Below are 12,663 nucleotides of genomic sequence, written 5' to 3'. Positions count from 1 at the left end.
ATAATAATTTTTAAATATTAAGGTAGTAGCTTCTTTTTAATTTTATGACACAAACGCAGCATTAGTACGAGTAGCAACATTCAAGGTCGCTGTTGGGCCTTTATTGTCACCAATGAAACCGAACAGGTTCTTTGGGTCCGCCATAGCGGGTATCAAGGACAAAGTCTCGCCCATACCCAACTCAACTGCGGCATCGCGCATGTAACGTAAAGCAGAATAATCTTCCAAGGCAAAACCAACCGAATCAAAAATCGTCACTTGCTCAGGAGTGCTGCGACCAACAACTTTGCCTGACAATACTGTCCACAATTCAGTCACTGGGAAGTCAGCAGGCATTTGTTGCATATCGCCTTCGATACGTGACTGAGGTTCGAACTCACAGAACACCGGTCCCTTGCGCAATACATCCGCATGCAATTCAGTCTTGCCTGGGCAATCGCCACCGACGCCATTAATGTGCATACCTGGTTCAATCATGTCAGGCGTGATTATGGTGGCATTGGTTTTATCTGCTGTCACCGTCGTGATAATGTCCACACCTTTTACGGCTTCTTTGGTGCTATTGAAGCGCTTAGTTTGCAAACCCATTTTTGCCAGATTCGCTTCTAATTTGTCCGTAGCGGCACTATCGATATCGAACAAGTGAAACATCTCAACGCCGAGTAAATGATGAAAGGCCAAAGCCTGAAAGTCACTTTGTGCACCGTTACCGATGATCGCCATCGTTTTGCAGTTATCACGTGCTAATGCACGCGCCGCTACTGCAGACATCGCAGCAGTGCGGATTGCTGTGGTTAAAGTCAATTCACTGACCAACTCAGGCACACCTGTTTCTACATCAGCCAACACGCCAAATGCCATCACGGTAGGCAGATTGAATCGGTGGTTGCTTGGGTGGCCGTTCACATATTTGAAGGCATAAGATTTATCATCTGCGATCGGCATCAATTCGATGACACCGACGTCAGAATGATTAGCAACGCGGGCACATTTATCGAAGGAATTCCAACGTAAAAAATCTTGATTGATATAGGACGCAACACCGGTAATGCAAGCGCCGATACCTCGCTTATTAATGATCTCGGCAACACGTTCTGCGCTGAGATATTGCGTCACCGCACGGCGTGGCGTAACAGTTTGTGTGCTACTTGAATTCAGGTTTTGTTTGGTGCTTGTCATGATGGTCTCCGTTAGTTTATTAATTACTAATGAGAACTTGCGCAAAATTTCTACAACCAGCCGGTAGCGATCAAAGCATTTTTACACTCGGAATCTTCGTTTTTGTTCACTCAGATTCGGTAAATCTCGCTGCAACAACTTTGCGTAAGTTCTTTAAAAAAACTTGATGGGAGAATCTTACGGAAGATCTGTGTTAAACAGAATCAGCAAAAATGTACCAATATCGTCAAATTTCTGCCAAAATGACACACCAAAATGACGAAATGATCAAAATGGACGCCCTAGACCAACAATTAATCAGCTTGCTCCGCACCAATGCGCGCCTGAGCATCGCCAATCTGGCACATAAACTCAAAGTCTCACGTGGCACGGTCAATAATCGCATCACCAGACTCGAGGATGACGGCATTATCGTCGGCTATACGGTTCGTTTGCGTCCTGATGCGCGACAAAATGAAATTCATGCCTGGATCAGCATTGCCGTCGAAGGTAATGAAACCCGCGCCGTGATCGCCTCGCTGCTAGGCGAGCCAGGCATAGAAGAAATTCACGATACGAACGGACGCTGGGATTTGTTGGCCAGCCTGCGTGCATCTAATCTCTCCGAATTGTCGAGTGTACTAGAGCGTATACGCCTGATCAAAGCGATACAAAACACTGAAACGAGTATCCATTTACAGACTTATCGAACAGCTAATAAATCCTAGATTATCAAGCAACTCTAAGGAGTATCAATAAAGCACGAACAACTTCAGGCCTTGCGTCATCAATATCAATTCTCACCAAGTAGATCATGGCAATTTACATGTAAAATTTTTTGGCGACTATAAGCAGTTTGACGCTCAAAAGTCAGACGAAATTACACTCTCTCTCTCCGTGATCAATTCTTGCTTGCCTATATACAAGTAGTGCGAATTACCTATTCCTGTTCAAAACTATCCCAAAAAGACCTTGAAGTTTTGATCGAATTTTGTAATCTAAAGAAACAGTGCTCATAGTCAACTGATTCATTGCAAGCTAAGTACGGCTTACCGACTATCTCGATAAGCTCTTACTTCCACACCTTGACTAAATAAGCTCTTCATAAAGTACCACTCACACAAATAAGATTACGAACAGGCACAGCTTTTGCTTATTAGCCAATTGAACTTATAACAATAGCTGCTAGCGACTAGTAATTCGTCGCATTCAATCTCATTCAATTAGGATCTATCGTGAGTTTTATTAAAAAATTATTCGGATTGGAGTTGGCGGGACAACCCAAACTCGCTCTCAAACGTACGCCAGAAGTATTGGCAAGCCTGGAACGCATCGAAGCACGGCGGCAGAAAGAACTGAAGCAGGCCGAAGAGCAAAGACGTCGCGAACGTCTCTTAAAAACATATACGCCTGCAGGTCGTAATGGGGCACAAAAAAATGTTTCGACAATTACTGCAAATGAAGCAATAAGAGACCTGGAAAGAAAAGCATTGCAAGGACATAATGATAGGTTAACGGCTGATAGTGGCATGACTGCCAATAGCAAAATGAATCTGTGGTTCAACACGATCGCGCCTGAGGAACCGCCAGATACCATTGCCCCAGACATGCGCATACCCGATACTGTTTTTGATGTTGAAACCAACAAATTTGAAAAATAATAGTTGGCTGTACTTTGGCTTTATGGATTTATCTCATTCTTTGGCACAAACCAGAGCCTCATCCGTCGCTTCAAATTTCACAGGAACGCACTTTCCTTAAGTGACTATGAAACGCTGCCAGGAAAGAACAACGTAGCCTAAGCTTGGTGGCAAAGCAATGAATCATTTCTGGCATTTTGATATTTCTTGATTAAAAAAATCATCAAGCTTCTAAAAATGTCGAAAAAAAACCAGTTCCACGTCATGCGTGGAACTGGTTTATGACAATTTACAGTTTATATACCAGCTGGGTGTCAGAACGGAATATCGTCATCCATGTCCGAGAAATTCGGTGCTGGGCGCTGAGCCGGAGCCTGACGTGGTTGTTGTACTGGCGCGCTGTAAGCTTGCTGTTGCTGAGGGCGTTGTGCTGGAGCACCGCCGCCGTAACCATCATCATCCATAGGAGCGCCACCGCCGCCGCCCATGCCCTGACGACTGCCTAGCATTTTCATCTCATCGGCCCGAATATCCGTAGCGTATTTTTCTACGCCATCTTTGTCGGTGTACTTACGTGTACGCAAACTACCTTCAATGTAAACCTGTGAACCCTTTTTCAGGTATTGGCCGGCGATTTCTGCCAATTTGCCAAAGAAAGTCACACGATGCCATTCGGTCGCTTCTTTCTTTTCACCGGTTTGCTTGTCTTTCCACGATTCTGTGGTTGCTACTGCAATGGTGGTCATTGCATCGCCACTTGGCATGTAGCGTGTTTCTGGATCACGTCCCAGATTACCAATAATCAGAACTTTATTTAGTGATGCCATTTATAAGTCTCCTACACTCTAAAATAATTTATCAACGTAACTCGCGTGTTTCAATAGATCAAAAATGCTTTCCATACAGGAGGACAAATTTGCTTACTGCGTTTCTGTAAATGTTGACTAGACCGTACTAGCGATGTCGCCAGAACTTGCAGAATCCGGTTTGCTGGCGCGCTTGGGCAATTCCGGCATCCGGCTTGCGATTATAAGCCAGATTAAAGACAAAACTGCAGTAAATATAAACACCGAACTAGCACTTATGTGTTGCTTCATCCAACCACCAACAAAGCCCCCACAAGCCAAACCCAGCGCTTGCAAAGTGTTATACACGCCAAGCGCCGCACCTTTCGCTGAAGGTGGCGCTAGACGGGAAACCAAAGAAGGCTGACTCGCTTCCAAAATATTGAACGCAAGAAAGAAAGCAAATAGCATCGCGATCAGCATGGTGGCATTTTCCAGGAAGCCCCAAAAACCCAATTGCACCAGCATCAGTAAGGCAATCGACCAGACAAAAATCTGCTTCATTTTGCCACTGCGTTCGCCGCGCATGATCGCTAACAGCATCACAAAGAAAGAACCAAACACAACCGGCAAATAGACCTCCCAGTGTTTATCGAGCGGTAGATGCGCATATTGCACCAAAGCGGATGGAACCACGACAAACATGGCGACCTGGCTTAGGTGTAAGACGAACACGCCTAAATTCAAACGCATCAATTCAGGATTTTTCAATACATCAATCAATGGCACTTTCACAGTTGGCATTGACGGTGCATCTGGCGTAATCCATGTCACAACGCCTATCGCCGCAATCGCCATGATCGCGGTCAAAATAAAAATACCGTCCATACCTATGCGTTGATACAAAACGGGTGCTAACACCAGAGACAAGGCAAAACTGATACCGATAGAGCCGCCTACCATCGCCATCGCCTTGGTACGGTGTTCTTCTCGTGTGGTGTCAGCAAGTAACGCGGTAATCGCCGCAGAAATCGCGCCAGCGCCCTGCACTGCACGACCAATCAAAATCCCCATGACGCTATGCGACATGGCAGCGATCACAGCACCCACCGCGAATAAAATCAGCCCAAGGATAATCACCGGCTTACGACCATACTTATCCGATGCCATACCGAACAGGATCTGCAGACAAGCTTGAGTCAATCCATAAATCCCCATTGCCATGCCGACCAAGGCCGTATTATCGCCATCCGGCAGTGTTTTGGCATGAATCGCAAAAATCGGCAAAAGCAAAAACAAGCCGAACATGCGTAAGGCAAAGATGGATGCCAAGGACGCGCCAGCCCGAATTTCGGAAGACGACATCTTGCTTGAGACTAATGTGGAAGCGAGCGGTTGTGAGCTCATAGGTGTTACGCTATTCATAAGACTAATACAGCAAAAAATACAGCAAAATTCAGGCAATCACTGAGTGTCTGCGTCGCTGACCATGATTCTCGGGACAATTTGATTCGACACACGCGCTTATTTTTGAAAACCCGTTATAGTATCAGGTTGCTCGCTTTTCATTTCGAATTGCGGCTTTGAATTGCGTTTGTTCGATTGACTGAGATTAAATCCTGTTTCAAAAAATGGGAATAGTCATGAATTGAATAAATATTCTTCTCTTTTTTGCACTTAGAATTTTTTCATTCGCAGGAATTGTTTCATGACCACTAGCAAAACTAAGAAAGCCCTGAAGTCCGCGCCCGCAGAAATCGAATTCGATCTCGTGGACATGCCGCTCCCCAAAAAGGATGCGATCCGGGTTCGTGGTGCGCGTACACATAATCTGAAAAATATCAGCATTGATCTGCCACGCAATAAGCTGGTCGTGATTACCGGCTTATCAGGCTCAGGCAAATCCTCGCTGGCGTTTGATACCTTGTATGCAGAAGGTCAGCGACGCTATGTGGAATCCTTATCAGCGTACGCGCGCCAGTTTTTGCAATTGATGGAAAAGCCGGATGTCGATTTGATCGAAGGCTTGTCGCCAGCGATTTCTATCGAGCAAAAAGCGACTTCTCACAATCCACGCTCGACAGTCGGTACCGTCACCGAAATTCACGATTACCTGCGTTTACTGTATGCGCGTGTCGGCACGCCTTATTGTCCCGACCATCCAGAAAATCCTTTGGCAGCACAATCGGTTTCGCAAATGGTCGATGCGGTGCTAGCGATGCCGGAAGACAGTAAGCTGATGATTTTGGCGCCTGTGATATCGAATCGCAAAGGCGAGCACGTCGATTTATTCGAAGCAATGCAGGCGCAGGGCTTTGTACGTTTCCGCGTGCAAAGCGGCACCCATGAAGCGAAGATCTATGATGTCGATGATTTGCCGAAACTCAAGAAAACCGAAAAACACACCATTGATGTGGTGGTTGACCGCGTCAAAGTCAAAGCCGAAATTAAGCAACGCTTAGCGGAAACGTTTGAAACCTGTCTGCGCATCGCCGAAGGTCGTGCTTTGGTAGTGGATATGGATAGCGGTCATGAGCAATTGTTCTCAAATAAATTTGCCTGCCCGACTTGTGGCTATAGTTTGCAAGAATTAGAACCACGTTTATTCTCATTCAATAATCCTATGGGTGCTTGCCCTGAATGTGATGGTCTCGGTCATATCGAATTCTTTGATCCAAAACGCATCGTGGCTTTCCCCAATTTATCCTTAGCAAGTGGCGCGGTCAAAGGCTGGGACAGACGCAATCAATTCTATTTCCAGATGCTGTCAAATCTGGCGGCCTTCTACGATTTTGATCTGGATGTGCCGTTTGAACAATTGCCCGAAGCCGCACAACAAGTCGTTCTGTATGGCTCTGGCAAACAAAGCATACCGTTCACTTACATCAATGAAAAAGGTCGAACCGTCGTCAAGGAACATACCTTTGAAGGCGTCGTCACCAATCTACAAAGGCGCTACCGCGAGACCGATTCAATGGCGGTGAAGGAAGAGCTGGCGAAGTTCATCAATGAGAAAGAATGCCCGTCTTGCCACGGTGCACGTTTGCGTGTCGAAGCCCGTTTTGTCAAAGTCGGCATGGGAAAACAAGAACGTGCGATTTATGAAATCAGTGCGATGCCTTTACGTGAGGGGATGGAGTTTTTCGGCAAGTTAAAGCTCACCGGATCGAAGCGCGACATTGCGGATCGCATTATTAAAGAAATCAGCTCACGCCTGACATTTTTAAACAATGTCGGTCTCGACTATTTATCACTCGATCGCAGCGCCGATACTTTGTCGGGCGGAGAAGCACAGCGGATTCGCCTCGCCTCACAAATCGGTTCTGGCTTGACAGGTGTGATGTATGTTTTGGATGAACCTTCTATCGGTTTACATCAACGCGACAATGACCGCTTAATCGGTACGCTCAAACATTTACGGGATATCGGCAATAGCGTGCTGGTGGTTGAGCATGATGAGGACGCAATCCGTTGCGCCGACTTTATCGTTGACATGGGTCTCGGTGCGGGTGTGCATGGTGGCGAAATCATCGCCCAAGGTTCGCTCGACGATATCATGCAAAGCAAGCGATCCTTGACTGCCCAATATTTATCCGGCGCTTTAGAAATTGAAGTACCGAAAAAACGCGCGGCCTTTAATCCGGAAAAACAATTCGTGATCGCAGGCGCGACTGGCAACAACTTGAAAAAAGTCACGATGAAGTTGCCCGTCGGTTTACTGACTTGCGTCACCGGCGTTTCTGGCTCGGGCAAATCGACTTTGGTCAACGATACTTTATACCTCGCTGCTTCGCGTCATTTGTATGGTTCACAAACCGAACCAGCGGCATTTGAAAGTATCAGCGGCTTAGAACATTTTGACAAAGTCATTGCGGTCGATCAAGCACCAATTGGTCGTACACCGCGCTCTAATCCAGCCACCTATACCGGCCTGTTCACACCGATTCGCGATTTGTTTGCGACAGTGCCTGTCGCCAAAGAACGTGGCTATAGCGCTGGTCGCTTCTCATTCAACGTCAAAGGCGGACGCTGCGAAGCTTGCCAGGGCGATGGCGTGATTAAGGTCGAAATGCATTTTTTACCCGATGTGTACGTACCTTGCGATGTATGTCATGGCAAACGCTACAACCGAGAAACTTTGGAAGTCCAATACAAGGGCAAGAACATCAACGAAATCTTGGCGATGACGGTTGAAGATGCACATGAGTTCTTCAAGCCTGTGCCTTTAATTGCACGTAAATTGCAAACCCTGTTGGACGTGGGACTCGGTTATATTCGACTCGGTCAAAGTGCAACCACGCTTTCTGGTGGTGAAGCACAACGCGTGAAATTGTCTTTGGAATTATCGAAACGCGATACGGGTCGCACCTTGTATATTTTGGATGAACCAACGACAGGCTTGCATTTTCACGATATCGCTTTGTTGTTGAAAGTTATTCACCGCTTGCGTGATCAAGGCAATACCGTGGTCATCATTGAACACAATCTGGACGTAATTAAAACCGCGGATTGGATTGTTGATATGGGACCAGAAGGCGGTGCTGGTGGTGGTCGCATTATTGCAAGTGGCACGCCGGAAGATGTGGCGGCCAATGAGCATAGTGTGACTGGGCATTATTTGCTGCCATTGTTGAAGAAGAAGTAAAGGCCATATCGCACCTAGCAAAAGCTCCCTCTCCCGCTAGCGGGAGAGGGAGCTTCAAAATCAAAATTTATTCAAATTGTTATGAGCATCAAACTAATCGTAGGGCTAGGCAACCCCGGCCCTGAATATGAACAAACCCGCCACAACGCAGGTTTCTGGCTAGTCGATCAACTCGCTGGCAGCAGCTTGCAACGCGATAAAAACTTCAATGCCTTGGTCGCTAAAACACGCATTGCAGGTGAAGAAGTCTGGCTATTGCAGCCGCAAACTTTTATGAACCGATCCGGGCAATCTGTCGGCGCGATCTGCCGATTTTATAAAATCACCCCAGAGCAAATCTTGGTCGTGCATGATGAACTCGACATCGCACCCGGTCTCGCTAAGCTCAAAAAAGGTGGCTCGTCTGGTGGACACAACGGCCTCAAAGACATCACCGCAGCACTCGGCACGCAGGACTATTGGCGTATGCGTATTGGCATAGGTCATCCACGTACTTTGAATTTACAACAAGGCGTGGCTGACTTCGTTTTACATAGACCACGTAAAGAAGAGCACCCCTTAATCGATGAATCTATTGCGCGCGGCTTGGAGATTATTCCCATGCTGATCAAGGGCGAATTTGCTGACGCGATGACGAAATTGCATACGATTACAAAGTAATTTTTATCCAAATTTTCACCGATTTGAACATAAAAAAACCGGTCGCACAAAATGTGCGACCGGTTTTTTTTGTATCGAACAAAGCTCGCACTCTGTTCAAATCTCAAACACCGCTCTAATTAGAACTTGTAAGTACCGTTCACATAGAAAGTACGGAAGTTTGGAGCCCAACCATCGCGCCAGCTAGTTGGATTCTCTGCACCGAACACATTATTCACGAAGAAATTGAGTCTAGTGTTTTTGAAACCAGTGTAAGTCAAGCTGTAGTTGGTCGTGATACCAGCATCAATACGTTCACAAGTTGCCAAGTACTCAGCTGCTACTTTTTGCGTTGCGCAGTAAGTTGGAGATGACAAGCTATTTGCGCTGTAGCCACTAGTGTAGTTAACGATCACAGCATTATCCCAGTTACCTGTCTTCATGGCTGCAGTCACTTTCCCAGACATTTGACCGCCACGATCGTAAGTACCGCTCAAGTTTTTATTCCATTTAGCATCAGCAACGCTGTAGGTTTGGTAGTTCAACTCGTAAGCACCTTCGAGATTCAGACGCAAAGTGCCAACACCGTCAAACTTGAAACTTGTTCTAGCATCAAAATCGAAACCAGAAGCACGAGTTTTACCTGTGTTTACATATGGGTTATACACTAAGCCCAATTTTCCGATGTTTTGGAAAGTAATCGTGTTTGCAGGCGCATACTTTTTCACCAAAGCCAAGAATTCGTTATCTGTCGCCGTGTTATCTACGCGCAGTAATTGACCAGCAGGTAAAGTAGCTTCGCCTTTCAAGATATCAACCGTTGAACGGGTACCAATTTCATCTTTACGTTCGATATTGTAGTAATCGATACCAAAAGACCATTGTTTAGTCGGTGCAAACACCAGACCCATAGTGTAAGAACGGGAGGTTTCTGGCTTCAAATTTGGATTTGAAGATACAAAACTTGGCAAGCCTGCTGAACAATCATTTGAACGGTAGCCGTTAGCTAAAGCTTTGTCTGCTGTCGTTGCTGCTGGGTTGTTTTGGATCAGATTGTTTAAGTCTGTCGCGATAGGGCAACGACGCAAGTCATTAACACCCGTTGCAACTGAACTACGACCTAAACCGTTACCGGATTCAACGATGTTCGGTGCGCGGAAGCCACCAGATGCCGTTGCACGTACCAACAAACTATCAGTTACTGTGTAACGCAAGCCCAGTTTTGGAGAAATATGCGCATCGAAATCGCCTTGTTTATCAGCACGCAACGCAGCACTAACCTCAACGCTTTTCACAACAGGGATAGTCGCTTCAGAAAAGATCGAGTATTGATTACGCGCATCTTTAACTTGCAAGCCGAAAATACCAACCAACTCACCATTCAAAACATTGTCAGAGCTCTTCATTTGATAAGCTTCATGACGAATATCACCACCCACCGCGAAAGACAATGGACCGGCTGGCAGTTGCATCAATTCGCCAGTCAAAGTACCGTCTAAGAAAGTGATCGAAGATTTACCCTTAGTCGTACGAATTGGGAACATCGTTTCTAACAATGCGCGGTCATTTTGCTTACCGAAGACGTATGTCTTGTTGATGATCGCATCCGTATAGCCTTTTGCGCTTACAGCACGAGTGGCTTTGTCTGCTGAAGATTCCATATGACCGAAAGCTGATTTCCAGTCATAGTTACCCAAAGTACCTTCCAATGCCAACATCGCACGATATTGATCGGAGTTAGTTTTGTTGAAGTTAAAACCATTGCCTGTGTCCATCAAACGAGCGCGGTATTCCACTGGCGTTGTATATGGATTGCTTGGATGACCGACTGGCAATTTCGGATAAGTGAATGGACCGACCATTTTGGCGCCGTACACGTTGTACCAGATACTGCTAGCAGTGGTCGTAGAACCATTGCTAGCATTTAGCGGCGTCAAGATGTAAGAATCGAAAGAATTGGAGTAAGTGACTTCGAAGTTTGCATCGATGTCGGAACCAATTTTGAAACGCGTGTTGCTCGCTAAAGCATAGCGTTCGCTGTTGGTTGTCTGACCACTGTACGGCAAAATATCAAACTTACATTGTTTATCAACTGGATCGATATCACCTGCAGGGCAACCAGGTGCCGCTACGATATTTGTGCTGCTCAGGAAATAGTTCCCTGTTGGAGAGAAGGTACTCTTCGCATCCCAAGTAGAACGGCCTGGTGTCAAACGGTGCCATTCTGGGTACTGATTGCGCAATTCACCCGTTGTATAACCATCGCGCTTGTTGCCTTCAATAGTCAAGTAAGTGTTGAAACCATCTTTGGCAACGTCACCGTAGCCATAAATCGCATTAACGTTACGGGTACGACGGTCAGACAAATTCTCTGTCGTGGTATAACCAGCTTTGACCTGACCACCTTGGAAATTCTTACGCAGAATAATGTTGATAACACCTGCGATCGCGTCAGAACCGTAGATAGCGGATGCGCCATCTTTCAAAATCTCAATACGGTCAATAGAATCTGAAGCAATAGCGTTCAAATCCGTGAAATTATCTTGTGCGCCGTCAGACAAACCGTAAGGCGCGATACGACGACCATTCACCAAAACCAAAGTAGCCACTTTGCCTAAGCCACGCATTCCAACCGCCGACGCACCCGTTGCAAAGCTGCCTGAAGAGCTAGACGCTGCGTTCAAGCTAGTACTTACCGCAACGGAATCCACCAAAATGCCCAAAGCTGTCGTAGCGCCAGAACGTTCGATATCTTCACGCGTCAATACCTGCACAGAAGCAGACGTCTCTTGGTTAGTACGCTTAATACTGGAACCAGTGATTTCAATTCGTTGAACTTTTTCTGGGGCTTGTTGTGCAAACGCAGGTGTGAACGCTACCAGTGTGTTAACCACGCCGACCGCGACCAAAGCTTTGGTCATCTGTTTGAGTTTCATGTTTTCTCTCTTGTGTTATTGAAAAAAATTACTTACTTGGATATAACAGGGCAAAACACTTCCCCCCCTGCCCATCTATTTCTGAAATATTATTTTCATTATTTAGTTAATTCAGCTTGCAATAATACAAGAATTTTACATATTTTGCCTAAACATCTTTTTCCTTTATTGGGAAAGTGATGCGTAAACGATGCAAAATTCATTGCAAAAATGAAAATTTAATTTCAAAAGAGTATTAAAAGTGGTATTACGGATAAGTTCTTAAGGGTTTTCTTGATTTTTGCCACGATCAATTTATCTACATGGATGACTGCGAAAAAATATAAAAAAGAAGAGAAAGATTAGTTACGTAAGCCGTGCACGATTAATCCGATCTCGGCCAGCAAAAAATCTCGCTCGGCCAAAAGAAAACATTAAAGCGACAAGATCAAAATAGGCGCAAAGTCACTTGTAAGCGGCAATGCCGTTCAATTACGTCAAGTCAAAACAAGGTGATTTCGTCCCTGCGTAAGCAGAGATTCAGCGTCTTTAGGCGTTTAAACCACAGGATTCTTGCCTTCGCGGGAATGGCGAGACATGGCGCGGCGCAAAACTCAAAGTAAGTATCTCTTCGCCGCCTTTGATTGTGAGGACAGTTGGTACAAACACCCAAACTACTCTTGATCTATTATGCTTCCCTGCTCCCCGACGTCAGATATTTTCCTCCCCCTTTGCAACAAAGCCTGGCGTAACAGATATTCCACTTGCGCGTTTGCACTGCGCAACTCTTGCGCAGCCATGCGTTCGATCTCGCTCCAGAGAGCGGGATCAATACGCAAAGGGAATGATTTTTTACCTGGGCTTGCCATAGTCCATCTAGA

General features: G+C 45.9%; 9 protein-coding genes. 4 read left to right on the top strand and 5 right to left on the bottom strand.

Translation table 11 applies throughout. The features are described 5' to 3' along the window. Positions 1-42: 42 nt before the first annotated feature. The gene (locus ACO0KZ_RS14355; protein WP_422996645.1) at positions 43-1,116 is read right to left on the bottom strand and encodes an ornithine cyclodeaminase; all 1,074 of its coding nucleotides are present in this window, start codon (positions 1,114-1,116) and stop codon (positions 43-45) included. Between the two features lie 335 nt (positions 1,117-1,451). Here ACO0KZ_RS14355 and ACO0KZ_RS14350 point away from each other — a divergent pair, with 335 nt between their 5' ends. Next, entirely contained in the window at positions 1,452-1,886 is a 435-nt protein-coding gene (locus ACO0KZ_RS14350) for an Lrp/AsnC family transcriptional regulator (protein WP_422996643.1), read from the top strand. A gap of 507 nt (positions 1,887-2,393) precedes the next feature. Then, a complete protein-coding gene (locus ACO0KZ_RS14345; RefSeq protein WP_422996347.1) occupies positions 2,394-2,819 on the top strand; it encodes a hypothetical protein in 426 nt (141 codons plus the stop codon). Between the two features lie 293 nt (positions 2,820-3,112). Here ACO0KZ_RS14345 and ssb read toward each other — a convergent pair whose 3' ends face one another. Then, on the bottom strand, positions 3,113-3,625 hold the full coding sequence (gene ssb / locus ACO0KZ_RS14340; protein WP_422996345.1) for a single-stranded DNA-binding protein: 513 nt from the start codon (positions 3,623-3,625) through the stop codon (positions 3,113-3,115). Between the two features lie 117 nt (positions 3,626-3,742). Then, positions 3,743-4,990, bottom strand: coding sequence for an MFS transporter (locus ACO0KZ_RS14335; protein WP_422996343.1), 1,248 nt, complete (start codon positions 4,988-4,990; stop codon positions 3,743-3,745). A 370-nt stretch (positions 4,991-5,360) separates the two neighbouring features. Here ACO0KZ_RS14335 and uvrA point away from each other — a divergent pair, with 370 nt between their 5' ends. Continuing rightward, entirely contained in the window at positions 5,361-8,228 is a 2,868-nt protein-coding gene (gene uvrA / locus ACO0KZ_RS14330) for an excinuclease ABC subunit UvrA (protein ID WP_422996641.1), read from the top strand. Positions 8,229-8,309: 81 nt separating this feature from the next. After that, positions 8,310-8,888: an aminoacyl-tRNA hydrolase gene (gene pth / locus ACO0KZ_RS14325; protein WP_422996341.1), complete on the top strand. Its 579-nt coding sequence runs from the start codon at positions 8,310-8,312 to the stop codon at positions 8,886-8,888. A 119-nt stretch (positions 8,889-9,007) separates the two neighbouring features. Here the strand turns inward: pth and ACO0KZ_RS14320 are convergent, their stop codons facing one another. Then, positions 9,008-11,803 carry a TonB-dependent receptor plug domain-containing protein gene (locus ACO0KZ_RS14320; protein WP_422996339.1) on the bottom strand — a complete coding sequence of 932 codons (2,796 nt, stop codon included), beginning with the start codon at positions 11,801-11,803 and terminating at the stop codon, positions 9,008-9,010. A 653-nt stretch (positions 11,804-12,456) separates the two neighbouring features. Continuing rightward, positions 12,457-12,651: a hypothetical protein gene (locus tag ACO0KZ_RS14315; protein ID WP_422996337.1), complete on the bottom strand. Its 195-nt coding sequence runs from the start codon at positions 12,649-12,651 to the stop codon at positions 12,457-12,459. Positions 12,652-12,663 lie beyond the last annotated feature (12 nt).

It is taken from the genome of Undibacterium sp. Di24W (assembly GCF_049340325.1).
Classification (GTDB): domain Bacteria; phylum Pseudomonadota; class Gammaproteobacteria; order Burkholderiales; family Burkholderiaceae_D; genus Undibacterium.
This window is presented reverse-complemented; position numbering and strand designations above follow the sequence as displayed.

What these genes read in the sequence shown, in the direction of transcription:
- ACO0KZ_RS14350 (WP_422996643.1), top strand. Translation starts at nt 1,452, where the DNA reads ATGGACGCCCTAGACCAACAATTAATCAGCTTGCTCCGCACCAATGCG.
- ssb (WP_422996345.1), bottom strand. Translation starts at nt 3,625, where the DNA reads ATGGCATCACTAAATAAAGTTCTGATTATTGGTAATCTGGGACGTGAT.
- ACO0KZ_RS14335 (WP_422996343.1), bottom strand. Translation starts at nt 4,990, where the DNA reads ATGAGCTCACAACCGCTCGCTTCCACATTAGTCTCAAGCAAGATGTCG.
- uvrA (WP_422996641.1), top strand. Translation starts at nt 5,361, where the DNA reads ATGCCGCTCCCCAAAAAGGATGCGATCCGGGTTCGTGGTGCGCGTACA.
- pth (WP_422996341.1), top strand. Translation starts at nt 8,310, where the DNA reads ATGAGCATCAAACTAATCGTAGGGCTAGGCAACCCCGGCCCTGAATAT.
- ACO0KZ_RS14320 (WP_422996339.1), bottom strand. Translation starts at nt 11,803, where the DNA reads ATGAAACTCAAACAGATGACCAAAGCTTTGGTCGCGGTCGGCGTGGTT.
- ACO0KZ_RS14315 (WP_422996337.1), bottom strand. Translation starts at nt 12,651, where the DNA reads ATGGCAAGCCCAGGTAAAAAATCATTCCCTTTGCGTATTGATCCCGCT.